This window comes from Bordetella petrii, assembly GCF_017356245.1.
Taxonomy (GTDB): domain Bacteria; phylum Pseudomonadota; class Gammaproteobacteria; order Burkholderiales; family Burkholderiaceae_B; genus Bordetella_A; species Bordetella_A petrii_D.
Map to the genome: position 1 here is coordinate 3,327,848 of NZ_JAFMZZ010000001.1, position 23,796 is coordinate 3,351,643.

Consider the following 23,796-nt stretch of genomic DNA (forward strand, 5'->3'; position numbering starts at 1 on the left):
GTGTCAGGCACCTGCGGAGCCTGACACCTGATAAGCCTGCACCTTGATCACTGCGGCGTGCCGAAATGGCTTTTGCCGTTCGACACCGGGCCCAGCGCGCTCAACAGGCCGGTCAGGGCGGCACGTTGGGCGGGGGTGGCATTGTCGGCGGGGGCGGCTTCGCCGCGGAAATGCAGGCGGCCGCGCTGCAGGCGGCCCTGCCCGGTGACTGACAGCACGCCGGAGTCGGTGCTCAGCGCCAGGCGCAGCGCGCCATTGTCGGCGGTGACGCGCAGGGTGTAGTCGCCCAGGGGGCGCACATGCGACAGGGCCGAACCGGCATTGGTCCAGTGGCCGGTGGCCAGGGTGCCGCTGGCGGGCAGGCGGCTCGGCGAGAAAGATCGCCATTCGATCTCGACCTGTCCGGCGGGGGCCACGGTGTTCAGCGGCGCCCCGAAGGCGGCCAGCGCCGCGGCGGGCAGGCGCAGGTTCTGGCCGGACACCGTGATGCCGGACCAACCTGGCTGTACGCGCACGGGGCCGCGCAGCCAGGCATGCGAGATTTCCACCGCGCCGTCGCGCCACTGCCAGCGCAGCGGTTCGGACAGCAGGTGGCGGCCGCCCGGCGGGCCCAGCGCCAGCCGGGCGCTGCCGTGCCAGATCGTACCGTCGGCATCGGCCAGCGTGGCCATGGCGTCGTCGGGCAGGGCCAGCAGCAGCCAGCGCGCCGGCAAGACCGGCAGCGCGGCCAGCAGGGCGCAGCACAGCGCCAGGGCCGCCAGCGGCGGCGAGAAGCTTGCGGGCAGGGGTAAACGCATCAGGGCAGGGCGGGAAGCAGGGTCAGGGTGCCGCTCAGGCGGCCAGGCAGGCGCCGGCCGGCGGGATTCGTCGCGCGGACGAGTTCGGCATCCGCCACCGACAGGCGCCAGTCGCGCGCCGTGGTGTCCAGCCAGCGGAACAAGGCCGCTGCGGGCGCGTCGCGCAGGGTCAGCGCGATGGCGGGCGAGGGCGCCGGCGTTTTCGAATCCGCCGGCGCCGGCCTGGCCGCCGCCTCGGCCAGCGACCAGCTGGCTTGCGGCAGGCCTTCGCGGCGCAGGCTGGCGGCCAGTTCGGCGATGGCGGGCGCCGCGCTTGCCGCGCCGGCGTCCTGGCGCCGCAGGGCGCGCACCTGGGCGGTCAGTTCGGCCACCGTGGCGGCCTGGGCGCGCAGGCCGGGCAGTTCCCGCCTGGCCTGTTTCACGGTCGACCAGGCCGGTTCGATCAAGACCAGGAACACGAATGCGGCGGCCATCAACGCGCCGGCCCCGGCCAGCAGCTGCTGCTCGCGGCGCGCCCGCTGCGCATACCAGGACACGGCGCGCCGGCGCCAGGCTGCGGCGCGCGCGGTCCAGGGGGCGAGGCGGTCGCGCAAGGAAGCGATAAGGGTCATGGCTGGGCTCGCAGGATGCGCCAGGCGCCGCTGTCGTCGCGTTCCACGCGCGCGCCCAGCGCCGCGGCGCGTTGCAGAATGGCGGCCGTGTCGGCCAGGCGGTCGGCGGCCGCGCCGGCGGCAGCCGATGGCGTGGCCGCCCCGGCGGCGGGCGCACTGCCCGGCGCCGCATCGGCATGCCCGTCATGCAGGCGCAGCGTCAGCACCTCGTCGCGATAGGCCAGCCGGTCGACGGCGTCGGCCGCGAACGGCAGCACCTGCGCGGCCACGCGGGCCAGCGACAGGAAATCGTTGCCCGCGGCCTTGCCCTGGCCGGCCCGCAGCGCATCGCGGGCCTGCTGCGCCTGGCGCAAGGGGTCCAGCACGACCGGGATATCCGGAAACGCGTCGCGCACGTCCTGCTCCATGCGCTGGCGCAGCCGCCCGGCTTCGTCGCCAAGCTGCACGGCATACAGGTTCAGGCCCAGGATCCACACCGCCGCGGCGGCCGCCAGCCAGGCCCACGCGCCGCGCCAGCGCGAAGGCTGCCTGGGCGCCAATTGCGGCAGCGCCAGCGACCAGCCCGGCCCGGGCGCCTGCCAGCGCGCATCGTGAATACCATCCAGCGCCGCGGGCCGCGCCTGTTCGGGCGCATCGGACCAGACCTGCAGGGGATAAAACGCCTGCACGGCCAGCCCCGCGGCCGACAGCCGCTGCCAGGCCGCGCGCAGGGCGTCGCGCGCCATCCAGGCGGCCAGCACCGTGCCATCGGCGGCGCGGCCGCCGTGCCCCACGGCCAGCGCCTCGAGATCGCCGAGCACCAGGCCTTCCAGCGTGCCGCGCACGGCGGCCGCGTGGCGGCTGGCCGGCACGGCCGGCACGCTGACGGCGGCGACGATCACGTCGTCGGGATGCAGAATGGCCTGCACGCGCGCCTGGGGAAAGGCGGCGGCCAGCGCGGCGGCCGCCAATCTGCCGCCGCGTGCGGCGCGGCCCTGGCGGTCCAGCCAGGCGTAGGCCAGCGGGGTCGTGTCCGACCAGGCCGCCAGCGGCGGCAGGGCCACGCGCAGGATGTTCTTTACGGTGTTTCTCTTATCCATACGGTTTCAGGAGCGCGCTGCCCGGAAATCGCCAGCAGGGCCTGCATGCTGACGCGGGCGCGTTGATAGGCCACGGTGCCGTCGGCCAGGAACCATTCGCTGGTCGTGGCCACCGCCGGTACTTGCAGGGGTTTTCCGCCCGCGGCCAGGCGGTTGGCAAAGTCGCCGCTGTCGTTGAACCAGCGGCCCCGGTCGCGCTCGCCCATCACCGAGCGGGCCTGCGCCAGGCTCAGGTCAGGCACCAGCGCGGCGATCACTTCCGGCTCGGCGGTGTTGACATTGACCAGGGTGGCGGCCGGCAGCAGCGTCATGGTGCGGCGCATGGCCCGCCGGCCCGCGTCGTCCACGCCCAGCTGCGCGGCCAGGTCGTCGATGCCGCGCGGCTGCGGCGCCTGGGCGCCGGCCTGCGTGCCGGCCGACGAGGCCGGCGCGGTGTCGGGCACACGGCTCTGCGTCAGGGCGACCTGCGCGGCCAGTTGCGGCGCCAGTGTGGCGGGCAGGCCCACCAGGTCCAGCAGGCGCGCCAGCACATCGACCTGGGACGGGTCCACCACGCCGCGCCTGGCCAGGTTGTACAAGTTGTATTTGCCCTGTTCGTCCTGGATGCCGCCGGAAAACACCGCGGCGCGCCCGCTGTCGTCGCCTTCGATGCGGGTGTCGAGCACCGGCGTCGACCATAGCTGGTCACGCCTGACGGTGGCCTCCTGGCGGGCATTGTCGCGCAGCAGCAGGCGCGCCCAGTCGATGCCGCCCAGCAGCAGCCAGCGCGCCTGCACGCGCGCCTGTTCGTTCTCGATCTGCCGGATGGCCGAAGTCTGGCGCAGGAACAGGCCGCTGGTCAGGGCCGCGACGATGGCGACCACGATCAGCGCGCTGACCACCGCCATGCCCTGCTGCCTTGGCGCGCGCGGGGTCATGGCAGCACCACGATGCGGGTATAGCGTTCGGGCTGGCCGCGGCCGCGGCGTTCGATGGCCACTTCCAGCCCGGTGGCGCGCTCGGTCTCGGGCTGAAGCGGATCGCGCCAGCCGCGGCCGGGCACCCAGGCGCGCACGCCCAGCCCGCTGGCGCCGGGCATCACCAGCACGCCCTCGGCCGGCTCGGGCAGCGGATAGCGCGCCGCGGGCACGCCGCTGTAGCGCCACAGGCCGTCGGGCCGCAGGCGCCACGTGATGCGCTGCCACAAGCCGCCGTCCGGCGTAGCGCGCACGATGTTCAGCAGCGCCGCGCCGGCCGACTGCGCCACCTGTATGCCGGGCGGCAGCAGGGTGGCGGCGCCGGCCTGGGCCGGCGTGCCTGCATAGGCGCGGTTCAGGTCGCGTTCGACCTGCCCCAGCGTGCGCAACACCACGGCCTGGTCCTGCGCCTGTTCACCCAGCCAGTCGCGCGCCGCCGACACGTGTTCCAGGCCCTGCCACGACAGCAGGCTCACGACCGCCATCAGCGCAATGGCGATCAGCACTTCGATCAGCGTGAAGCCTTGCTGGCGGGCGGGGCGGCGGCGCGGGCGCATCAACGGATCTGCGACAGCAGGCCGGTCAGTTCGGCCAGCGTGGCGTCGTTGCGCTCGGGGTCGTGCACGCGCACGGTGACCTGGCGGAAATTGCGGTTCAGCGAATTGCGTATTTCCAGTTCGCAGCGCAAGGCCCGCGTGCCCTGAGGGCAGGGCGCGGTCTGCGTGCCGGCGCGCGGAAAGGCCTGTTCCAGCCGCAATTGGGCCAGGGCATTGTCGGCCGCCAGCAGCGCCAGCGTCTTGTCGCGAATGGCGCGGCTGTTGTCCAGCATGACCTGGGTCGCGCGCATCGCGGCGCCCATGGCTACCGCGATGATGGCCAGCGCCACCAGCACTTCGATCAGCGTGAAGCCGCGCTGCGCGGCGCCGCCGCGGCGCTGCCTACCGGATGGCATAGCCGCCTGCCGCGTCGCGTTCGATGCGCACGCTGTCGCCCCGCGAGGCCAGTTCCAGCACCAGCGGGTCGGCGATCCATTCGGTGCCGAACACGACCGGGCGGTCCGGCGCGCGCCGCAGGCTGACGGGCGGCGCGCTCCAGGCCTGCGCGTGCAGAACCTGGTCGTTGGTGAAGCGGTCGGGGGTCTGCGGGCCGTCGTCCTGCGCCGACAGGCGCGCCGGCCTGCCGCGCCGCTCGAACGACCAGCCGCGCTCGTCGGCGCGCCACTGGATGGCCCGCCCGTCGCTGCGCGCCTCGCTCTGCGCCACCGCAAAAGCATCGACCAGGCGTTCGGCGTCGGCGCGCAGCGAGCGCTCTGAAGAAGATGCCACCGACAGGCTCACCATCGACGCGGCGATGGCGATGATCGCCACCACCACCAGCATTTCAATCAGCGTGAAGCCGCGCTCAGAGATCCCACGAGCCGATGTCCGCATCGTCCTGCTCTCCGCCCGCTTTGCTGTCGGGCCCGAACGTGAATACGTCGATCTCGCCTTTGACGCCGGGGTTCAGGTACTGATAGGGGTGGCCCCAGGGGTCGTTGGGCAGGCGGTCCAGGTAGGGCCGCCAGTTGCGCGCGCCGTCGGGGCGCTGCACCAGCGCCTGCAGCCCCTGGGCGGCGGACGGATAGCGGCCGTTGTCCAGGCGGTACAGCTTCAAGGCCTGCATCAGGCCGCTGATGTCCTGGCGCGCGGCCACGCGCCGCGCCTGGTCGGGGCGGTCCAGCACGCGGGGAACGACCAGCGCGGCCAGGATCCCCATGATCACGATCACCACCATGATCTCGATCAGTGTGAAGCCCTGCTGCCGGGCTCGCGGGCGCTGGAATTGACGCACGAAGACTCTCCGCTCATTCATGGAAAGCGGGCATGATGCGTCAAAAATATGACAGTAATACTGTTGCCGCGCTTCAGGGCGCGGGCACGATCCCGGCCGGCGCGGCGGCGCGCGCGGGGGCCGCCGCGCGCACCAGCGCGCCGTTGCGGTCCAGCTCGACGCCGGTCGGCGATACGGCGGCCAGCGCCAGGCCCGGCGCGATCTCCGCGCCCACACGATAGGCGCGGGCCGGGCCGCCGTCCACGCTCAGCACGGCCGAGCCCTGCGCGCCGGCCGCGATCAGTCCCAGCACCGTGATTTGCGTATCGATGGCGCCATCCGCGCCGAACAGCATGGCCACGGCCTGCGTATCGGATGCCGGCGCCGACGCGGCGGCCAGCGCCGGCGGCAGCTCGGCCGGCCCGGGCGCCAGCAGGATGGCGCACCACAGGCCGACGCCGGCGGCCGTGGCCGCGATGGCCAGCACGCGCAGCGCGCGCGGGGCGGGGGGCAGGGCGAATGGCGGGCGCAGGCGCATGCGGGCAGGGCGGTAGTGGGTGAACAAGGCCCCGACGCTAACCGATCGACATGACAGCCATATGAGCGGCCGGCGCCGCCGTGCCGGCCGGCGCGCCCGCCGCGGTCGGGCAATTGTCATTGTTGATCCCTAGCATCGTCGTGCGGCCCGTGCGCCGCGCAAGTCCCCGCCCCGGCGGGGTTCTTTTTGTTTTTTCCATTGCCTGAAAAAGGAACAGAACACCATGAGCGTAATGACCTGGCGCCGCCTGGGAATGGCGGCGCTGCTGTGTGCCCTGCTGGCGGCCTGCGGCAGCGGCGATTCGGACGATGACGACAGCGGCCAGCCGAATCCCCCCACGGCCTCCGAGCCCGTGCTGCGCTGCGCGCCGTGAGGCGCGTTTCCCGACACTTTCCAGGACATCTCCCTTCCATGTCGCAACATCGACCCGCTTCACCGGCCAAGCGCCGGTTCCTGCGCAACAGCGCCATCGCCGCGTCCGGCGTGGCCGCCCTGTCGGCATTTCCCCCCAGCATCCGGCGCGCGCTGGCGATTCCGGCCAACCATCGCACCGGCACGATCCAGGACGTCGAGCACGTGGTGATCCTGATGCAGGAAAACCGCTCTTTCGACAATTACTTCGGCACTTTCAAGGGCGTGCGCGGCTTCGGCGACCGCCTCACCATCCCCCTGCCCGACGGCCGCTCGGTGTGGGAACAGTCCAACGGCGCGCGCCTGGTGCTGCCCTACCACCTGGATGCCAGCCAGGGCAACGCGCAGCGCGTGGCGGGCACGCCGCACGACTACCCCGATGCGCAGGCCGCCTGGGACGGCGGGCGCATGGACCAGTGGCCGCTGCACAAGCGCGACCATTCCATGGGGTACTACGGCGCCGCCGAGCTCGAGTTCCAGTTCGCGCTGGCCGAGGCATTCACGCTTTGCGATGCCTACCATTGCGCCACGCATGGCGGCACCAACACCAACCGGCTGTTCCTGTGGACCGGCACCAACGATCCCACCGGCGCGGGCAACGGGCCCTCGACGCGCAACCAGTGGGACGGCCTGGAAGCCTCTGCCGAAGGCTGGAACTGGACCACCTATCCCGAACGCCTGCAGCAGGCCGGCGTAAGCTGGAAGGTCTACCAGAACCTGCCCGACAATTTCACCGACAATTCCCTGGCGGGTTTCCAGCAGTTCCGCCGCGCCAACGAGCAGGCCGGCAACGGCCCCGACGGCGCGCCGTATCCGGCCTGGACGCCGGCCGTCGACGGCGCCAATCCGCTGTACAAGGGCGTGGCCAATACCATGCCCGATGGCGGCATGCTGCAGGCCCTGCGCGACGACGCCGCCAACGGCAGCCTGCCGCAGGTGTCGTGGATCGTGGCGCCGGCCGAATACTCCGAACATCCCGGGCCGTCCAGCCCGGTGCAGGGCGCCTGGTACATCCAGGAAGTGCTGGACGCGCTTACCGCGAATCCCGAGATCTGGAGCAAGACCGTGCTGCTGGTCAACTTCGACGAGAACGACGGCTTTTTCGACCATATGCCATCGCCGGCCGCGCCGTCGCTGAACCCCGACGGCTCGATGGCGGGCGATTCCACGGTGGATACCGCAGCCGAGCGCCATACCGTGGCCTCGCGCCAGGACCCGGCCGACCGGCGCGTGTACGGCCCGGGCCCGCGCGTGCCCATGTACGTGGTGTCGCCCTGGAGCCGCGGCGGCTGGGTGAATTCGCAAGTGTTCGACCACACCTCGGTGCTGCGCTTCCTGGAAGCCCGCTTCGGCGTGGCCGAGGCCAACATCAGCCCGTGGCGCCGCGCCGTGATGGGCGACCTGGTGTCGGCGTTCGATTTCGCCGCGCCCAACAGCGAACCCCTGCCCGACCTGAAGCTGCTCAGCAAGGCGCAGGCCGACGCGATCCGGGCCGAGCAGGAAGCGCTGGGTCCGGTGCCGGTGCCCACGGTCGACGGCCAGGCCGTGCCGGCACAGGCGCGCGGTGTGCGGTTCTCGCGCGCGCTGCCTTACGAACTGCATACCAGCGCGCGCGCCGACGCCGCCGGCGGCGCCATGCAGCTGCTGTTCGCCAATACCGGCACCGCCGCCGCCGTGTTCCATGTGTACGACCGCCTGCACCTGGACCGCCTGCCGCGCCGCTACACGCTCGAGGCCGGCACCGAGCTGGACGGCCGCTGGGACGCCACGGCCGACGCCGGCGCCTATGACCTGTGGGTGCTGGGTCCGAACGGCTATCACCGCCATTTCAAGGGCAGCCTGGCAGGCATCGGCCCGCTGTCGGCCGATTCGGAAATCCGCGTCTGCTACGAGATCACCCGCGGCGATGTGTATGTGTCGTTCCTGAACCGCGGCGCGGCCCCGTGCACGTTCCAGGTGCAGCCCAACGCCTACTATCCGGGCGGCCAGAGCTGGTCGTTCGAGGTGGCGGCGGGGGGCGAGGTCGAGCAGCACTGGGCGCTGGCCGACAGCGGCGGCTGGTACGACTTCAGCGTCACCCTGGCGGGCGACGGCGGCTACCTGCGCCGCTATGCCGGCCGCGTGGAAACCGGCAAGCCGTCCATCAGCGACCCGGCCATGGGGGCGGGCGCGTAGCAGGCCATCGCTGGCAGGTGTCTGGCTCCAAAGGTGCCAGACACCGTACTGCCGAGACAGTCTCCGCACACCTCGGTGTCTGGCACCTTCGGAGCCAGACACCTGCAGCCCCCCAGACGAGCACGCGCCCGCGCCATTCAGCCCGGCAAAGGCTGCGTCCGCAGCCGGAATATCGCCAGGCTTTGCGCGCAGATCTCGCGCGTGATGTCCTGGCGCGCGTGGTCGCGCCGTTCCAGCATGCCCAGGCTGCGGGCCGGATGGCCAGCCTCTTCGGGCAGCGGCAGGATGCGCAGGTCGGCGCTGGACTGCCAGTTCGAGCCGTTGAGCAGCGGCAGCAGGCTCACGCCCACTTCCTGGCGCACCAGTTCCACCAGGGTTTCGATGGCGTTGAGCTCCAGGAACTCGCTGACCGGCACGCCCAGGCGGCGCAGCACCCGGTCGATCTGGCGGCCGGTGCGCTGGGTGCGGTCGAAGCGCAGGAAAGGGTTGGCGGCCAGCACCGCCTGGGCGGTCTGGCCCGTGGCCGAAGGCGGCGCCACCACCACCAGCGGCTCTTCGTACAAAGGGGTCCAGTGCGTGCTGGCCATCTTGCGGCTGCTTTCCACCAGGAAGGCGGCATCGAGTTCGCCTGCCTCGACCTTGCCGGCCAGCTCGCTGGCCTTGCCCGACAGCACGCGCACATCCAGCCCCGGGTGCTCCCGCTTCAGGCTGGACACCACCTTGGAAAGCGTGCCCATGCAGGACACCACCGCGCCGATCGACACGGCGCCGGCCAGCGCGCCCGGGGTGTTGCGCGGCAGTTTCAGGCGGTCGTACAGGTCGACCAGCTGCTTCACGTCGGGCAGCAATTCGCGTCCGGCGGCGTTCAGGATGGCCAGGCGGCCGCTGCGGTCGAACAGTTCGCGGCCCAGTTCGGCTTCCAGCGAGCGCATCTGGAAGCTGATGGCCGCCTGGGTCAGGGCGACTTGCTCGGCTGCTTCTGAAAATGAACCGTGGTGGGCCACGGCCAGGAAGCTGCGCAGAAAGCGGATGCTACTCATAAAATAATTTTGTACGTTAAATCAATTATTCAAATTGATTTAATTAGAGCACAAGAGTAATTTCGATTGTCTTTTCTCCGTCTTTCTTTCTTACTTCGAGCTTCAGCGTCCATGAAAACCTTCGACTGGAACAATCCTTATCCCACGGCGCGGATTCCCCTGTTCGCCCGCAACGTGGTGTCCACCTCGCATCCGTTGGCGGCGCAGGCCGGCCTGCGCATGATGCTCAAGGGGGGCAATGCGGTGGATGCGGCCATTGCCGCGGCGGCCACCATCGTGCTGGTCGAGCCAGTGTCCTGCGGCCTGGGCGGCGACTGCTTCGCCATCGTCTGGGACGGCAAGGAACTGCATGGCCTGAATTCCTCGGGCGTGGCCCCGGCCGCCTGGAACGTCGAGTACTTCAAGCGCAAATACGGCACCGGCCCCGACGGCTTGGCCAAGCAGCCCAAGCGCGGCTGGGATGCCGCCACGGTGCCGGGCGTGGTGGCCGGCTGGGCCGCGCTGCACGAAAAGCTGGGCAAGCTGCCGTTCGCGGACCTGTTCGAACCCGCCATCGAGATCGCCGAGCGCGGCTATGCCGTGCCGCCCGTGGTGGCCCACAAGTGGGCCGCCGCCGCCGACGAGCTGCGCGACCAGCCGGGCTATGCCCAGGCCTTCCTGCCCAACGGCCGCGCGCCGGCCGTCGGCGAGCATTTCCGCATTCCCGATGCGGCCTATACGCTGCGCCGCATCGCCGCAAGCGGCGGGCGCGACTTCTACGAAGGCGAGCTGGCCGAGAAAATCGCTGCGTTCAGCAAAGAATGCGGCGGCGCCATGACGCTCGACGACCTGCGCAACTACCGGCCCGAGTGGGTCAAGCCCATTTCCAAGTCGTACCGCGGCTATGAACTGCACGAAATCCCGCCCAACGGGCAGGGCATTGCCGCGCTGATGGCGCTGGGCATCTGCGAGCACTTCGACCTGGGCAGCATGCAGGTAGATTCGGTGCTGTCGCAGCACGTGCAGATCGAAGCCATGAAACTGGCCTTCGCCGACCTGTACCGCTACGTGTCCGACCCGCGCACCATGGACGTCACGCCGCAGCAGATGCTGTCGGACGCCTACCTGGAAAGCCGCGCCAAGCTCATCCGCCTGGACCGCGCCACGCAGTTCGAGGCCGGCCGGCCGCATGCCGGCGGCACCATCTACCTGAGCGCCGCCGACGAAAGCGGCATGATGATCTCGTTCATCCAGTCCAACTACATGGGCTTCGGTTCGGGCGTGGTGGTGCCGGGCACCGGCATCAGCCTGCAGAACCGCGGCGTGGGCTTTTCCATGGACCCGAAGTCGCCCAACGTGGTCGACGGCGGCAAGCGGCCGTTCCACACCATCATCCCGGGCTTCCTGACGCGCGGCGGCAAGCCCGTCATGAGCTTCGGCGTCATGGGCGGCGACATGCAGCCGCAGGGGCACCTGCAAACCGTGGTGCGCATGCTCGACTACCACCAGCAGCCGCAGGCCGCCTGCTGCGCGCCGCGCTGGAAGGTCAACCGCGACTTCTCGCTGGACATCGAGTCCACCATGAGCCGCGCCACCGTGGATGGCCTGCGGGCGCTCGGCCACACCATGAAGTCGGTGGACGACCCCTACATGGACTTCGGCGCCGGCCAGTTCATCTGGCGCCTGCACGAAAGCGACAACGAGCACGGCTATGTCGCCGCCAGCGACAGCCGCCGCGACGGCCAGGCAGTTGGTTTCTAGGCCGAACCATGGCATTCTGAACCGGCGCCGGGCTCGTGGCGCCGGTTCCATACTCACAACACTCATACAAGGGAAACACATATGAAGCTTTCGCACTTCAAGCTGGGGTTGTGCGCCGCGCTGCTGGCGGCTGCATCGGGGGCCGCGGTGGCGCAGGAAATGCGCATCGGCCTGCAAGAAGACCCCGATGTGCTCGATCCCCACCGCGCCCGCACCTATGTCGGCCGCATCGTCTTCACCTCGCTGTGCGACAAGCTGGTCGACGTCAACGAAAAGCTGCAGTTCGTGCCGCAACTGGCGCAGTCGTGGTCCTGGAACGCAGACAACACCGTGCTGACGTTCAAGCTGCGCACCGACGCGCTGTTCCACGACGGCAGCAAGTTCGACTCGGCGGCGGCCAAGGCCAATCTCGAACGCGCCATGACGCTGAAAGAAAGCATGCGCAAGGGCGAACTGGCCTCGATCGCCAAGATCGACACGCCCGACCCGCAAACCCTGGTGCTGACGCTCAAGCAGCCCGATGCCACGCTGCTGGCCGCGCTGTCCGACCGCGCCGGCATGATGCTGTCGCCCAAGATCTTTTCCGACGACATCGGCGCCGTGGGCCGCAAGCCCATCTGCTCGGGGCCGTACAAATTCGTCGAGCGGGTGCAGAACGACCGCATCGTGCTCGACAAGTTCGACCAGTACTACAACGCCAAAGACTTCGCGTTCAAGCGCGTCACTTTCCTGCCCATTCCCGACACCACCGTGCGCCTGTCCAACCTGCGCGCCGGCGGCCTCGACATCCTCGAGCGCATGAACCCGTCGGACGCCCAGCAGGTCAAGGCCGATCCCAGCCTGCAGTTCGCGCCCATCTCGGGCCTGGGCTACCAGCAGTTCTATTTCAACGTGGCCAACGGCGAACGAGCCAAGACCAATCCGTTTGCCGACGAGCGGGTGCGCCGCGCGTTCGAGCTCACCCTCGACCGCAACATCATCAACGAAGTGGTCGGCGGCGGCATCTTCGATCCTGCCAACCAGCCGTTCCCGCCCGCCAGCCCCTACCACAGCGACAAGTTCCCCATTCCCGCGCGCGACATCGCCAAGGCCAAGGCCCTGCTGAAAGAAGCCGGCAAAGAGCAGGTCAAGGCGGAACTGGCCTTCGGCAATAACACCACCACTTCGGCCATCGCCGAAATGGTGCAGGCCATGGCCGCCGAAGCCGGCTTCCAGCTCAGCCTGCGGCCCACCGAATACGCGGCGCTGCTCAACGAAGCGCAAAGCGGCAACTTCGAGCTGCTGATGCGCGGCTGGTCGGGCCGGGTCGACCCCGACGGCAATATCTACCAGTTCGTCACCTGCAAGGGCGCGCTCAACGACGGCCGCTATTGCAACCCGGAAGTCGACAAGCTGCTGGCCCAGGCCCGCACCGTTCCCGATGAAGCCAAGCGCAAGGCCATCTACGACCAGGCGCAAGAGATCCTGCAGGCCGATGCCCAGGCGGTGTATATCTATTACCAGCCCTGGCCCTTCGTGCTGGCCAAGAAGGTCAAGGGCTTCAATCCCTATCCCGACGGCATGATCCGCCTCAAGGGCGTGAGCTTCGCGCAGTAGCGGGGCCGAGCCGCGCGCCTGACCGCCGGGCCGTGCCGCAACGCACGGCCCGCGCGTTTGGCGCCAACCAGAATTTCAGGTTCCACCTATGTTCAAAATCATTTTGCGCCGCGTGCTGGTGGCGATCCCGACGCTGATCCTGGTGTCGATGATCGTCTTCATGCTGCAGAAAATCCTGCCTGGCGATCCGGTGCTGACGATGGCCGGCGAAGAGCGCGACCCCGCCGTGCTCGACTACCTGCGCGACAAGTACCGGCTCAACGACCCCTTGCCGGTGCAATACGGCGCCTGGGTGTCGCAGGTGCTGCAGGGCGACCTGGGCAAGTCGCTGCGCACCGATGTGCCGGTCACGCGCCTGATCGCCCAGAAGCTGCCGGTGACGCTGCAGCTGGCCGCCATGGCCATGTTCTTCGCCCTGATCATCGGCGTGCCCATGGGCATTGTGGCGGCCGTGCGCAAGGGCACGGCCACTGAAATGGGGGCCAACGTCGCGGCCCTGTCCGGCATGTCCATTCCCAACTTCTGGCTGGGCATCCTGCTGATCATGCTGGTGTCGGTGAAATGGCGGCTGCTGCCGGCGTCCGGCTATGTCTCGCCTTTCGACGATTTCTGGATGTCGATGAAAACCATGCTGATGCCGGCGCTGGTGCTGTCCTCGGCCATCGCGGCCTATCTGATGCGGCACACGCGTTCGGCCATGCTCGAGGCCCTCAGCGCCGACTACGTGCGCACCGCGCGCGCCAAGGGCGTGTCGCCGCGCCGCGTGGTGCTGCGCCACGCGCTGCGCAATGCGCTGATGCCCATCGTGACCCTGGTCACGCTGCTGTTCGGCGAACTGCTGGCCGGCGCCGTGCTCACCGAACAGGTATTCACCATTCCGGGCTTCGGCAAGCTGATCGTCGACGCGGTATTCACGCGCGACTACGCGGTAGTGCAGGGCGTCGTGCTGTGCGTGGCGGTCGGCTTCATCATCATGAATCTGCTGGCCGACATCCTGTATATCCTGGTCAATCCCCGCCTGAGGCACGCATGAGCGCACAACTCGCCACGGCCGCTGCCGTCACGCCGCCCCGCAGCCGCAACCGCGCCTGGGGCAAATTCAAACGCAATTACGTCGCGCTGCTGGGCGCGGCCATCGTGCTGGCCGTAGTGCTGCTGGCGCTGCTGGCGCCGCTGCTGGCCACGCACGATCCGCTGCAGACCAGCTTCATGGCCATCCGCAAGGCGCCTTCGGCCACTTTCTGGCTGGGCTCCGACGAGCTGGGCCGCGACATCTACAGCCGCATGCTGTACGGCGCGCGCGCCTCGCTCATGGCAGGCCTGGTGTCGGTGCTGATCGCGCTGGTCGCGGGTGTGCCGTTCGGCCTGGTGTCGGGCTATTTCGGCGGCTGGATCGACAGCGTGGTGTCGCGCTGCACCGAGGCGCTGCTGGCCATCCCGTTCCTGATCCTGGCCATTGCCCTGGCCGCCTTCCTGGGCCCCAGCCTGACCAACGCCATGATCGCCATCGGCGTATCGGCCGCGCCCAAGTTCATCCGGCTGGCGCGCGGGCAGGTGCTGGCCGTGAAAAACGAAGACTACGTACAAAGCGCGCGGGCGCTGGGGGCGTCGGATACGCGCATCATCCTGCGCCACATCCTGCCCAACATCATGCCGCCGCTGATCGTGCAGGCCACCATCACCATCGCCACCGCTATCATCGCCGAGGCCAGCCTGTCGTTCCTGGGGCTGGGCCTGCAGCCGCCCAATCCGTCGTGGGGCTCGATGCTGAACACGGCCAAGAACTTCATGACCCAGGCCCCCTGGATGTCGATCTTCCCCGGATCGGCGATTTTCCTGACGGTGCTGGGATTCAACCTGCTGGGCGACGGCCTGCGCGACGCACTGGACCCCAGGCAAGAGAAATGAACGCGATGACTAGCATGGATGCCAAAAGGGTGGTGCAGGTCGATGGCCTGACCGTACGCTTCAATACCCCCGAGCGCGTGGTCGAGGCCGTGCGCGATGTATCGTTCCACGTCGACCGCGGCGAAACGCTGGCCATCGTGGGCGAGTCCGGTTCCGGCAAATCGGTCACCTCGCTGGCGCTGATGCGTCTGGTGGAATACGGGGGCGGGCGCATCGTGCGCGGCGACATGCAGCTGCGCCGGCGCGGCGGCGAAGTCCTGGACCTGGCGCGCGCCGGCGAAAACGTGCTGCAGCGCGTGCGCGGCGCCGACGTGGCCATGATCTTCCAGGAACCCATGACCTCGCTGAACCCCAGCTTTACCGCGGGGTCGCAGATCGCCGAGGCGCTGCAGCTGCACCAGGGCCTGGACGCCGCAGCCGCGCGGGCCGAGACCCTGCGCATGCTCGAGCGGGTGCGCATTCCCGAGGCGCGCGCCATTCTCGATCGCTACCCGCACCAGCTGTCGGGCGGCATGCGCCAGCGGGTCATGATCGCCATGGCGCTGTCGTGCAAGCCGCAGCTGCTGATCGCCGACGAGCCCACCACGGCGCTGGACGTGACCATCCAGGCGCAGATCCTGCAACTGATCCGCCAGCTGCAGGAAGAAATGGACATGGGCGTGATCTTCATCACGCACGACATGGGCGTGGTGGCCGAAGTGGCCGACCGCGTGCTGGTGATGTATCGCGGCGACAAGGTCGAAGAGGGCGCTTCCGAACAGGTGTTCGGCCAGCCGCAGCACGCCTATACGCGCGCGCTGCTGTCGGCCGTGCCGCGCCTGGGGGCCATGGCCGGCACCGACCTGCCGGCCAAGTTTCCGCTGCTGCGCGTCGATGCCGGGCAGGCGCCCGAGCCGGACCGGCCCCACGATACCGTGCACGCCGACGCCCAGCCCATTCTGCGCGTCAAAGACCTGATCACCCGCTTCGATGTGCCCAGCGGCCTGTTCGGCCGCGTCAAGCGGCGCGTGCACGCGGTCGAGCGCGTCAGCTTCGACCTGTATCCCGGCGAGACGCTGGCGCTGGTGGGCGAATCGGGCTGCGGCAAATCGACCACGGGCCGCTCGCTGCTGCGCCTGGTCGAAAGCCAGAGCGGCGCCATCGAATTCGGCGGGCAGAACATCCGCGAGATGCCGTCCAGCACGCTGCAGCACCTGCGCCGCAATATCCAGTTCATTTTCCAGGATCCGTTCGCCTCGCTGGACCCGCGCGTCACAGTGGGCTTCTCGATCATGGAGCCGCTGCTGGTGCACGGCATCGCCAAAGGCGAGGCGGCGCGCCAGCGCGTGGCCTGGCTGCTGGAAAAAGTCGGGCTGCCGGCCGAGCACGCCAGCCGCTATCCGCACGAGTTTTCCGGCGGGCAGCGCCAGCGCATCGCCATCGCGCGCGCCCTGGCCCTGAACCCCAAGGTGGTGGTGGCCGACGAATCGGTGTCGGCGCTCGACGTTTCCATCCAGGCGCAGATCGTCAACCTGATGCTCGACCTGCAGCGCGAGCTGGGTGTGGCGTTCCTGTTCATTTCGCACGACATGGCGGTGGTCGAGCGCGTCAGCCACCGCGTGGCGGTGATGTACCTGGGGCAGATCGTCGAGATCGGCCCGCGCCGCGCCATTTTCGAGAATCCGCAGCATCCGTACACGCGCAAGCTGATGGACGCCGTGCCGATCGCCGATCCGGCGCGCCGGCACGCCAAGCGCGAACTGCTGTCCGATGAAATTCCCAGCCCGATCCGGGCCGTCGGCGACGAACCGTCGGTCCAGCCGCTGGTGCAGGTTGCACCGCGGCATTTTGTCGCCCGGCATCGCATTGCCGGTGCCTATTGATAAGCAAGCGACTGCATACCCCCAAGGAGCCTGTCCATGAATAAACGAGTCGATTCGCTGTTCCAGCGAAAAACCCTGGCGGCAAGCCTGCTGGCATTGTCGGCCCTGACCTGCGGCAGCGCCGCGTTCGCGGCCAAGGATGTCGTGCTGGCGCTGAGTTCGCAGGCCGAGACCCTGGATCCCTACAACACCAACACCACGCTGACCACGGCCGTCACCAAGTCGTTCTACGAAGGCCTGTTCGAGTTCGACAAAGATCTGAAGATCAAGCCGGTGCTGGCCGAAAGCTACGACGTCACGCCCGACGGCCTGACCTACACGTTCAAGCTGCGCCAGGGCGTGAAGTTTCATGACGGCACGGATTTCAACGCGGCGGCCGTCAAGGCCAACCTGGACCGCGTGCTGAACCGCGACAACCATCTGGCGCGCTACAACCAGTTCAACCGCATCGGCAAGGTCGAGGCGGTGGATGCCAGCACGCTGCGCATCACCCTGAAAGAGCCGTTCGCGCCGTTCATCAACTCGCTGGCGCACGCCTCGGCGGCCATCATCTCGCCGGCCGCGCTGGAAAAATACGGCAAGGACATCGCCTTCCACCCCGTAGGCACCGGCCCCTTCGTGTTCGACGGCTGGAAACAGACCGATTACGTGCGCGGCAAGAAGTTCGACGGCTACTGGAAGAAGGGCTATCCCAAGATCGACACCATTACCTGGAAGCCGGTGCTGGAAAACAGCACCCGCGCCGCCATGCTGCAGACCGGCGAGGCCGATTTCGCCTACACGCTGCCCTACGAGCAGGCCGCGCTGCTGAAAAAGAGCGACAAGCTGGACGTGCTGACCGGCGATTCCATCATCACGCGCTACATCAGCTTCAACGTGCAGCACAAGCCCTTCGACAACGTGAAGGTGCGCCAGGCCATCAACTATGCCATCAACCGCGAGGCGCTGGCCAAGGTGGCGTTCGCCGGCTACGCCTTCCCGGCCCAGGGCATCGTGCCGCAGGGCGTCACCTACGCCTACAAGATGGACCCGTGGCCGTACGATCCCAAGAAGGCCAAGCAGCTGCTGGCCGAGGCCGGCTATCCCAACGGCTTTGAATCGGTGCTGTGGGGCGGCTACAGCAACACCACCACCCAGAAGGTGCTGCAGTTCGTGCAGCAGCAGCTGCGCCAGGTCGGCGTGAAAGTCGAGGTGCGGGCCCTGGAAGTGGGCCAGCGCACCGAGCTGGTGCAATCCGCGCCGGACCCCGCCACCGCCCCCGTGCGCATGTACTACGCGGGCTGGTCGTCGTCCACCGGCGAGGCCGATTGGGCCCTGCGTCCGCTGCTGGCCTCGGAATCCTTCCCGCCCAAGCTGAACAACACGGCCTACTACAAGAACGAGGTGGTCGACGCCGACATCGCCAAGGCCCTGCGTTCGGTCGACGACAAGGAAAAGACCCAGCTCTACAAAGAAGCGCAAGAGCAGATCTGGAAGGATGCCCCGTGGGCGGCGCTGGTCACTGAAAAAGTGCTGTATGCCCGCAGCAAGAAGCTGGATGGTGTCTATGTGATGCCCGACGGCAACATCAATTCCGACGACATCTCGCTTTCCGAGTAAGCGGACCTCAACGGCCGCAACACGGCCGATGCGCGCGCCGGCAACCGCGGGCGCGCGCATCGCCGATCAGGTTGAAAAATGCTGAATTACTTCCTCAAGCGGTTACTGGGCCTGGCGCCCACCCTGCTGATCGTGGCGGTGCTGGTGTTCCTGTTCGTGCACATGCTGCCCGGCGATCCGGCGCGCCTGGCGGCGGGGCAGGATGCCGACCTCGAAACCGTCCAGCTGGTGCGCAAAGAGCTGGGGCTGGACAAGCCGCTGCCCGAACAGTTCGTACGGTTCTTCACCAATATCGTGCAGGGCGACCTGGGCACGTCGATCCGCACGCGCCGGCCGGTGTCGGTGGAGATTGGCGAGCGCTTCATGCCCACGCTGCTGCTGACGCTGGTCAGCATGGCCTGGTCGGTGGTGTTCGGCATGGCCATCGGCATTACCTCGGCGGTGTTCCGCAACCGCTGGCCCGACCGCCTGGGCATGACCCTGGCCGTCTCGGGCATTTCATTTCCGGCCTTTGCGCTGGGCATGCTGCTGATGCAGATATTTTCGGTGGACCTGGGCTGGCTGCCGACAGTGGGCGCCAATTCATGGCAGCACTACATCCTGCCTTCCATCACGCTGGGCGCGGCGGTGGCCGCGGTCATGGCGCGCTTCACCCGCGCCTCGTTCGTGGAAGTGATCCAGGAAGATTTCGTGCGCACCGCGCGCGCCAAGGGCCTGCGCGAGCGCATTGTCATCGTCAAGCACTGCCTGCGCAACGCGCTCATTCCGGTGGTGACCATGATGGGCCTGCAGTTCGGCTTCCTGCTGGGCGGCTCCATCGTGGTCGAGGCCGTGTTCAACTGGCCCGGCCTGGGCCGGCTGCTGGTCGATTCGGTGAACATGCGCGACTACCCTGTCATCCAGGCGCTGGTGCTGCTGTTCTCGCTGGAATTCATCCTGATCAACCTGGTGGTGGACATGCTTTACGGTTTCATCAACCCCACCATTCGCTACAAGTGAGGCGGCCATGACGCAAACGACCGCCGTGCAGACCGGCACCGACGTACGCACCCCCTGGGGCGAGTTCTGGCGCAAGTTCCGCAAGCAGCACGTGGGCATGGGCGCCCTGGTATTCGTGCTGCTGCTGGTGCTGATCGCCGTGCTGGCGCCCTGGATCAGCCCCTACGACGCCGAGAACTATTTCGACTACGACATGCTCAACACCGGGCCCTCGGCGGCCCACTGGTTCGGCGTCGACCCGCTGGGCCGCGACATCTTCAGCCGCATCCTGATGGGCGCGCGCATTTCGCTGGCGGCCGGCTTTCTGTCGGTGCTGCTGGGCGCGCTGGTGGGCTGCACGCTGGGCTTGCTGGCCGGCTACTACGAAGGCTGGTGGGACCGCATCACCATGCGCATTTCCGACGTGCTGTTCGCCTTCCCGGGCATCCTGCTGGCGCTGGGCGTGGTGGCCATCCTGGGCAGCAGCATGACCAACGTGGTGGTGGCGGTGTCGGTGTTCAGCGTGCCGGCCTTCGCGCGCCTGGTGCGCGGCAATACGCTGGCCCTGAAGCACCTGACCTACATCGAGGCCACCAAGAGCATCGGCGCGTCCGACCGGACCATCCTGCTGCGGCATATCCTGCCCGGCACGATCTCTTCCATCGTGGTGTATTTCACCATGCGCGTGGGCACGTCCATCATCACGGCGGCCAGCCTGTCGTTCCTGGGCATGGGCGCGCAGCCGCCCACGCCCGAATGGGGCGCCATGCTGAACGAGGCGCGCGCCGACATGGTCAATGCGCCGCACGTGGCGCTGTTTCCCAGCCTGGCCATTTTCCTGACCGTGCTGGCCTTCAATCTGCTGGGCGACGCCTTGCGCGATGCCCTGGATCCCAAGATAGACCGCCTGTAGTCTGCGCCGATGGATACCCATTCGATTCTTCCCCGCATCGGCGCGCTGCCGGCGGGGCCGCTGGACGCCATCAGCGACGTGCACGGCGTTACGGTGGGGCACCACACCCTGTCCCGGGGCTCGCTGCAGACCGGCGTCACCGTGGTGCGCCCGCATGCCGGCGACACCTACCGCGACAAAGTGCCGGCGGCCGCGGCGGTGCTCAACGGCTTCGGCAAAAGCGTCGGGCTGGTCCAGGTGCGCGAACTGGGCGTGCTGGAAACCCCGCTGGCCCTGACCAATACGTTCGGCGTGGGCGCGGTGGCCAATGCGCAGATCCGCGCCGCCGTGGCCGGCAACCCCGCCATCGGACGCGAATGGCCCACTGTCAATCCGCTGGTGTTCGAATGCAATGACGGCTACCTGAACGACATCCAGGCGCTGGCCGTGCAAGAAGCGCATTATGCGCAGGCCCTGGCCGCCGCCGATGCCCGCTTCGCGCAGGGTTCGGTGGGGGCGGGGCGCGGCATGTCGTCGTTCTCGCTCAAAGGCGGCATCGGCTCGGCATCGCGCATCGCCGGCATCCAGCCGGGCCTGCGCCATACCGTGGGTGCGCTGGTGCTGGCGAATTTCGGCCGCCTGCCCAGCCTGACCATTGCCGGCCGGCCGTTCGGCCGCGAACTGGCCCGCCAGCAAGACCAGAGCCAGGCCGCCGAGGCGGCGCGCCCCGAGCAGGGCTCGATCATCCTGCTGCTGGCCACCGACGCGCCGCTCGATGCCCGCCAGCTGCGCCGCCTGGCGCTGCGGGCCGGCGCCGGCCTGGCGCGCACCGGATCGGTGTTCGGCCACGGCAGCGGCGACATCGCCCTGGCGTTTTCCACGGCCTACACCATTCCCCATCTGGCCGAGCGCGGCATGCCGGCCGTGGCGCTGCTGCACGAGACCCGCATCGATCCGCTGTTCGAAGCCGCGGCCGAGGCGGCCGAACAGGCCATCGTGGCGGCGCTGTGGCATGCCGAATCGGTCAGCGGCCGCGACGGCCACCGCCGCATCTGCATCCGCGAAGCCGCGCCCCGCTGGCGCGAATGGCTGGCGCGCACTGAACTGTAGGCGGCCCGGCAGGCGGCCGCCGCAACCCTGGTGACACACTCATGAAGATCCTGATTTCCACTGACATCGAGGGCGTGGCCGGCGTGTTCCATGCCGAGCAGGTCCGGGCCGGCAACGGCGAGTACGAGCGGGCCCGCGCCTGGATGACCGGCGAGGCCAACGCCGCCATCCAGGGCGCCTTCGCCGGTGGCGCCGATGAAGTCCTGGTCAACGATTCGCACGGCGGCTTCCGCAACCTGCTGCCCGACGCGTTGGACCCGCGCGCCCGCCTGGTGCTGGGCAAGCCGCGCTACCTGGGCATGATGGGCGGCCTGGAAGAACCCTGCGACGCGGTCTGCCTGATCGGCTACCACGCGCGCTCGCAGGCGCGCGGCATCCTGGCCCACACGATCAACAGCTTTGCCTTCGCGCGCGTGTTCATCAACGGCGCCGAGCTGGGCGAGGCGGGGCTGTATGGGGCGCTGGCCGGCGAGCTCGGCGTGCCGGTCATCCTGGCCAGCGGCGATGATGTCTTCATTGCCGAGACCCGTCCGCTGTTTCCCCATGCGCAGTGGGTGCAGACCAAGGTGGCGCACGGGCAGGGCAGCGGGGCCACGCTGTCGCCGGCCGCCGCCCGCCAGGCCATCGCCGCCGCGGCCGAGGCCGCGGTGCGCGGCGCCGCCGGCGCGGTTCCCTTGCGCATCGCCGCGCCTATAGAATGCCGGTTGCAGACCCAGAGTTCGGCGCTGGCCGACCTGTTCTGCATGTGGCCCACGCTCGAACGCGTGGACGGCGTGACCCTGCGCTTTGCCGTAGACAGCATGCAGGCCGCCATCCGCACGCTCAACAGCCTGTCGGCCATGTCATCCATGCTGCGCTAAGGATACTCATGCCCCCCACCGATACCCGCATCGCCCAGCTGCGGCAGGCCATGCGCCGCCGCGGCCTGGACGCCTGCATCGTCCCGTCCGCCGACCCGCACCTGTCCGAATACCTGCCCGCCCGCTGGCAGGGCCGCCAGTGGCTCAGCGGCTTCACCGGCTCGGTGGGCACCCTGGTGGTCACCGCCGACTTCGCCGGCCTGTGGGTCGACAGCCGCTATTGGGTGCAGGCCGAGGCCCAGCTGGCCGGTACCTGCGTGCAGCTGATGAAAATCGCCGCGGCCAACACGCCGGGCCATATCGACTGGCTGGCGGCGCACATGCAGGCCGGGCAGCGAGTGGGCGTGGACGGCCAGGTGCTGGGACTGGCCGCCTTCCGGGCGCTGTCGGCAGCCCTGGCGCCGGCCGGGGCCAGCCTGGACATCCAGGCCGACCCGCTGTCCGAGATCTGGCCCGACCGCCCGGGCCTGCCCGACGCGCCCGTGTACGCGCATGAACCGCCCTACGCCTGCGCCTCGCGGGCCGACAAGCTGGCCCAGCTGCGCCAGGCCATGCGGGCGCACGGCGCCGACGTGCACCTGGTGTCCACCCTGGACGACATCGCCTGGCTGTTCAACCTGCGCGGCGCCGATGTGTCGTACAACCCGGTGTTCCTGGCGCACGCCCTGGTCGGCTCCGACCATGCCACGCTGTTCGTGGCCGACGGCAAAATAGGCGCCGCCCTGCGCGCGGCCCTGGCGGCCGATGGCGTCGACGTGGCGCCCTACGGGCTGGCCGCCGAGGCCCTGGGCTCGCTCGAACGCGACCAGACCCTGTTGATCGACCCGGCCCGCGTCACCTGCGGGGTGTTCCACGCCATGGATCCGTCGGTGCCGCGCGTCGAGGCCATCAATCCCAGCACGCTGTTCAAGTCGCGCAAGTCCGAGGCCGAGCTGGCCCATGTGCGCCAGACCATGGCGCACGACGGCGCCGCGCTGTGCGAATTCTTCGCCTGGTTCGAAGACGCCCTGGGCCGCGACACCGTCACCGAGCTGACCATCGACGAGCAGATCACGGCGGCGCGCGCGCGCCGCCCCGGCTATGTGTGCCCCAGCTTCGCCACCATCGCCGGCTTCAACGCCAATGGCGCCATGCCGCACTACCGGGCCACCGCCGAATCGCACGCCGTCATCGAAGGCGACGGGCTGCTGCTGATCGATTCCGGCGGCCAGTACCTGGGCGGCACCACCGACATCACCCGCGTGGTGGCCGTCGGCCGGCCCAGCGCCGACCAGAAGGTCGATTTCACGCTGGTACTCAAGGGCATGATTGCGCTGTCGCGCGCCGCCTTCCCGCGCGGCACGCCGTCGCCCATGCTCGACGCCATCGCCCGCGCGCCCATCTGGCAGGGCGGGGCCGAATACGGCCACGGCACCGGCCACGGGGTGGGGTATTTCCTGAACGTGCACGAAGGGCCGCAGGTCATTTCCTACCGGGCGGCGCCCGGCCCCCACACGGCCATGGAGCCGGGCATGATCACCTCGAACGAGCCCGGCATCTACCGCCCCGGGCGCTGGGGCGTGCGCATCGAGAACCTGGTGGCCAACCGCAGCTGGCTCGAGGGCGAACTGGGCGAGTTCCTGTGCTTCGAAACCCTGACCCTGTGCCCCATCGACACCCGCTGCATCGACGCCTCGCTGCTGCGGCCCGACGAGGCCGCCTGGCTGGACGACTACCATCGGACGGTCCGGGAACGGCTGTCGGGATTGGTGTCCGGGCGGGCGCTCGAGTGGCTACAGGAGAGGACGCGGCCGCTGCTGGGGGCTGAGTAGGGTTCTTGTGGCGCCGCGGCGCCC

At 69.0% G+C, this 23,796-nt stretch carries 23 protein-coding genes; 13 read left to right on the forward strand and 10 right to left on the reverse strand.

What is annotated here, in order from left to right; all coding sequences use genetic code 11:
* Nucleotides 1-47: 47 nt before the first annotated feature.
* The 9 genes from gspN to J2P76_RS16010 all read right to left on the reverse strand — a co-directional run bounded on the left by gspN (nucleotide 48) and on the right by J2P76_RS16010 (nucleotide 5,817).
* Nucleotides 48-797, reverse strand: coding sequence for a type II secretion system protein N (gene gspN, locus J2P76_RS15970; protein WP_242697386.1), 750 nt, complete (start codon nucleotides 795-797; stop codon nucleotides 48-50).
* Entirely contained in the window at nucleotides 797-1,408 is a 612-nt protein-coding gene (gene gspM, locus J2P76_RS15975) for a type II secretion system protein GspM (RefSeq protein ID WP_207408662.1), read from the reverse strand. The genes gspN and gspM overlap by 1 nt, the downstream gene beginning before the upstream one ends.
* Complete coding sequence (locus tag J2P76_RS15980; protein ID WP_207408663.1) at nucleotides 1,405-2,487, reverse strand: GspL/Epsl periplasmic domain-containing protein; 1,083 nt, start codon at nucleotides 2,485-2,487, stop codon at nucleotides 1,405-1,407. The genes gspM and J2P76_RS15980 overlap by 4 nt, the downstream gene beginning before the upstream one ends.
* Nucleotides 2,466-3,404 (reverse strand): type II secretion system minor pseudopilin GspK, encoded by a 939-nt coding sequence (gene gspK / locus J2P76_RS15985; RefSeq protein WP_207408664.1) that lies wholly within the window; start codon nucleotides 3,402-3,404, stop codon nucleotides 2,466-2,468. The genes J2P76_RS15980 and gspK overlap by 22 nt, the downstream gene beginning before the upstream one ends.
* Complete coding sequence (locus J2P76_RS15990; protein ID WP_207408665.1) at nucleotides 3,401-4,000, reverse strand: PulJ/GspJ family protein; 600 nt, start codon at nucleotides 3,998-4,000, stop codon at nucleotides 3,401-3,403. Before J2P76_RS15990 ends, gspK begins: the two co-directional genes overlap by 4 nt.
* Nucleotides 4,000-4,395 (reverse strand): type II secretion system minor pseudopilin GspI, encoded by a 396-nt coding sequence (gene gspI / locus J2P76_RS15995; RefSeq protein ID WP_207408666.1) that lies wholly within the window; start codon nucleotides 4,393-4,395, stop codon nucleotides 4,000-4,002. The genes J2P76_RS15990 and gspI overlap by 1 nt, the downstream gene beginning before the upstream one ends.
* Nucleotides 4,382-4,873, reverse strand: coding sequence for a type II secretion system minor pseudopilin GspH (gspH, locus tag J2P76_RS16000; protein WP_207408667.1), 492 nt, complete (start codon nucleotides 4,871-4,873; stop codon nucleotides 4,382-4,384). Before gspH ends, gspI begins: the two co-directional genes overlap by 14 nt.
* Nucleotides 4,845-5,273 (reverse strand): type II secretion system major pseudopilin GspG, encoded by a 429-nt coding sequence (gspG, locus tag J2P76_RS16005; protein WP_347565325.1) that lies wholly within the window; start codon nucleotides 5,271-5,273, stop codon nucleotides 4,845-4,847. Before gspG ends, gspH begins: the two co-directional genes overlap by 29 nt.
* A 73-nt stretch (nucleotides 5,274-5,346) precedes the next feature.
* Nucleotides 5,347-5,817, reverse strand: coding sequence for a type II secretion system protein N (locus tag J2P76_RS16010; protein WP_242697387.1), 471 nt, complete (start codon nucleotides 5,815-5,817; stop codon nucleotides 5,347-5,349).
* A 196-nt stretch (nucleotides 5,818-6,013) separates the two neighbouring features.
* On the opposite strand from J2P76_RS16010, the gene J2P76_RS16015 reads away from it, so the two are divergent.
* The gene (locus J2P76_RS16015) at nucleotides 6,014-6,163 is read left to right on the forward strand and encodes a hypothetical protein (RefSeq protein ID WP_207408669.1); all 150 of its coding nucleotides are present in this window, start codon (nucleotides 6,014-6,016) and stop codon (nucleotides 6,161-6,163) included.
* A 38-nt stretch (nucleotides 6,164-6,201) separates the two neighbouring features.
* On the forward strand, nucleotides 6,202-8,376 hold the full coding sequence (locus tag J2P76_RS16020) for a phosphocholine-specific phospholipase C (protein WP_207408670.1): 2,175 nt from the start codon (nucleotides 6,202-6,204) through the stop codon (nucleotides 8,374-8,376).
* A 137-nt stretch (nucleotides 8,377-8,513) separates the two neighbouring features.
* On the opposite strand, the gene J2P76_RS16025 is transcribed toward J2P76_RS16020, so the two are convergent.
* A complete protein-coding gene (locus J2P76_RS16025; protein ID WP_207408671.1) occupies nucleotides 8,514-9,416 on the reverse strand; it encodes a LysR substrate-binding domain-containing protein in 903 nt (300 codons plus the stop codon).
* Nucleotides 9,417-9,527: 111 nt separating this feature from the next.
* Between J2P76_RS16025 and ggt the strand changes: the two genes are divergently transcribed.
* The 11 genes from ggt to J2P76_RS16080 all read left to right on the forward strand — a co-directional run bounded on the left by ggt (nucleotide 9,528) and on the right by J2P76_RS16080 (nucleotide 23,772).
* Nucleotides 9,528-11,156, forward strand: a complete 1,629-nt coding sequence (ggt, locus tag J2P76_RS16030) for a gamma-glutamyltransferase (RefSeq protein WP_207408672.1) — start codon at nucleotides 9,528-9,530, stop codon at nucleotides 11,154-11,156.
* Nucleotides 11,157-11,237: 81 nt separating this feature from the next.
* Entirely contained in the window at nucleotides 11,238-12,752 is a 1,515-nt protein-coding gene (locus J2P76_RS16035) for an ABC transporter substrate-binding protein (RefSeq protein ID WP_207408673.1), read from the forward strand.
* 88 nt (nucleotides 12,753-12,840) lie between these two features.
* On the forward strand, nucleotides 12,841-13,785 hold the full coding sequence (locus tag J2P76_RS16040) for an ABC transporter permease (protein ID WP_207408674.1): 945 nt from the start codon (nucleotides 12,841-12,843) through the stop codon (nucleotides 13,783-13,785).
* Complete coding sequence (locus J2P76_RS16045) at nucleotides 13,782-14,660, forward strand: ABC transporter permease (RefSeq protein ID WP_207408675.1); 879 nt, start codon at nucleotides 13,782-13,784, stop codon at nucleotides 14,658-14,660. Before J2P76_RS16040 ends, J2P76_RS16045 begins: the two co-directional genes overlap by 4 nt.
* A complete protein-coding gene (locus J2P76_RS16050; RefSeq protein WP_242697388.1) occupies nucleotides 14,657-16,522 on the forward strand; it encodes a dipeptide ABC transporter ATP-binding protein in 1,866 nt (621 codons plus the stop codon). The genes J2P76_RS16045 and J2P76_RS16050 overlap by 4 nt, the downstream gene beginning before the upstream one ends.
* Nucleotides 16,523-16,558: 36 nt before the next feature.
* The gene (gene gsiB, locus J2P76_RS16055) at nucleotides 16,559-18,121 is read left to right on the forward strand and encodes a glutathione ABC transporter substrate-binding protein GsiB (RefSeq protein ID WP_207408676.1); all 1,563 of its coding nucleotides are present in this window, start codon (nucleotides 16,559-16,561) and stop codon (nucleotides 18,119-18,121) included.
* A gap of 78 nt (nucleotides 18,122-18,199) precedes the next feature.
* The gene (gene gsiC / locus J2P76_RS16060) at nucleotides 18,200-19,120 is read left to right on the forward strand and encodes a glutathione ABC transporter permease GsiC (protein ID WP_207408677.1); all 921 of its coding nucleotides are present in this window, start codon (nucleotides 18,200-18,202) and stop codon (nucleotides 19,118-19,120) included.
* A 7-nt stretch (nucleotides 19,121-19,127) separates the two neighbouring features.
* On the forward strand, nucleotides 19,128-20,012 hold the full coding sequence (gsiD, locus tag J2P76_RS16065; RefSeq protein WP_207408678.1) for a glutathione ABC transporter permease GsiD: 885 nt from the start codon (nucleotides 19,128-19,130) through the stop codon (nucleotides 20,010-20,012).
* Nucleotides 20,013-20,021: 9 nt separating this feature from the next.
* Complete coding sequence (locus tag J2P76_RS16070) at nucleotides 20,022-21,101, forward strand: P1 family peptidase (RefSeq protein ID WP_207408679.1); 1,080 nt, start codon at nucleotides 20,022-20,024, stop codon at nucleotides 21,099-21,101.
* 41 nt (nucleotides 21,102-21,142) lie between these two features.
* Nucleotides 21,143-21,961: a M55 family metallopeptidase gene (locus J2P76_RS16075; protein ID WP_207408680.1), complete on the forward strand. Its 819-nt coding sequence runs from the start codon at nucleotides 21,143-21,145 to the stop codon at nucleotides 21,959-21,961.
* A gap of 8 nt (nucleotides 21,962-21,969) precedes the next feature.
* Nucleotides 21,970-23,772, forward strand: coding sequence for an aminopeptidase P family protein (locus J2P76_RS16080; RefSeq protein ID WP_207408681.1), 1,803 nt, complete (start codon nucleotides 21,970-21,972; stop codon nucleotides 23,770-23,772).
* Nucleotides 23,773-23,796: the final 24 nt, after the last annotated feature.

Bases quoted from the DNA above. Each gene is read 5' to 3' on its own strand.
- J2P76_RS16015 (WP_207408669.1), top strand. From the start codon at position 6,014: ATGAGCGTAATGACCTGGCGCCGCCTGGGAATGGCGGCGCTGCTGTGT.
- gsiB (WP_207408676.1), top strand. From the start codon at position 16,559: ATGAATAAACGAGTCGATTCGCTGTTCCAGCGAAAAACCCTGGCGGCA.
- J2P76_RS15980 (WP_207408663.1), bottom strand. From the start codon at position 2,487: ATGGATAAGAGAAACACCGTAAAGAACATCCTGCGCGTGGCCCTGCCG.
- gspI (WP_207408666.1), bottom strand. From the start codon at position 4,395: ATGCCATCCGGTAGGCAGCGCCGCGGCGGCGCCGCGCAGCGCGGCTTC.
- J2P76_RS16035 (WP_207408673.1), top strand. From the start codon at position 11,238: ATGAAGCTTTCGCACTTCAAGCTGGGGTTGTGCGCCGCGCTGCTGGCG.
- gsiC (WP_207408677.1), top strand. From the start codon at position 18,200: ATGCTGAATTACTTCCTCAAGCGGTTACTGGGCCTGGCGCCCACCCTG.
- gspH (WP_207408667.1), bottom strand. From the start codon at position 4,873: ATGCGGACATCGGCTCGTGGGATCTCTGAGCGCGGCTTCACGCTGATT.
- J2P76_RS16045 (WP_207408675.1), top strand. From the start codon at position 13,782: ATGAGCGCACAACTCGCCACGGCCGCTGCCGTCACGCCGCCCCGCAGC.
- J2P76_RS16025 (WP_207408671.1), bottom strand. From the start codon at position 9,416: ATGAGTAGCATCCGCTTTCTGCGCAGCTTCCTGGCCGTGGCCCACCAC.
- J2P76_RS16075 (WP_207408680.1), top strand. From the start codon at position 21,143: ATGAAGATCCTGATTTCCACTGACATCGAGGGCGTGGCCGGCGTGTTC.
- J2P76_RS15990 (WP_207408665.1), bottom strand. From the start codon at position 4,000: ATGCGCCCGCGCCGCCGCCCCGCCCGCCAGCAAGGCTTCACGCTGATC.
- J2P76_RS16080 (WP_207408681.1), top strand. From the start codon at position 21,970: ATGCCCCCCACCGATACCCGCATCGCCCAGCTGCGGCAGGCCATGCGC.
- gsiD (WP_207408678.1), top strand. From the start codon at position 19,128: ATGACGCAAACGACCGCCGTGCAGACCGGCACCGACGTACGCACCCCC.
- J2P76_RS16040 (WP_207408674.1), top strand. From the start codon at position 12,841: ATGTTCAAAATCATTTTGCGCCGCGTGCTGGTGGCGATCCCGACGCTG.
- gspM (WP_207408662.1), bottom strand. From the start codon at position 1,408: ATGACCCTTATCGCTTCCTTGCGCGACCGCCTCGCCCCCTGGACCGCG.
- J2P76_RS16020 (WP_207408670.1), top strand. From the start codon at position 6,202: ATGTCGCAACATCGACCCGCTTCACCGGCCAAGCGCCGGTTCCTGCGC.
- gspK (WP_207408664.1), bottom strand. From the start codon at position 3,404: ATGACCCCGCGCGCGCCAAGGCAGCAGGGCATGGCGGTGGTCAGCGCG.
- ggt (WP_207408672.1), top strand. From the start codon at position 9,528: ATGAAAACCTTCGACTGGAACAATCCTTATCCCACGGCGCGGATTCCC.
- gspN (WP_242697386.1), bottom strand. From the start codon at position 797: ATGCGTTTACCCCTGCCCGCAAGCTTCTCGCCGCCGCTGGCGGCCCTG.
- J2P76_RS16050 (WP_242697388.1), top strand. From the start codon at position 14,657: ATGAACGCGATGACTAGCATGGATGCCAAAAGGGTGGTGCAGGTCGAT.
- J2P76_RS16070 (WP_207408679.1), top strand. From the start codon at position 20,022: ATGGATACCCATTCGATTCTTCCCCGCATCGGCGCGCTGCCGGCGGGG.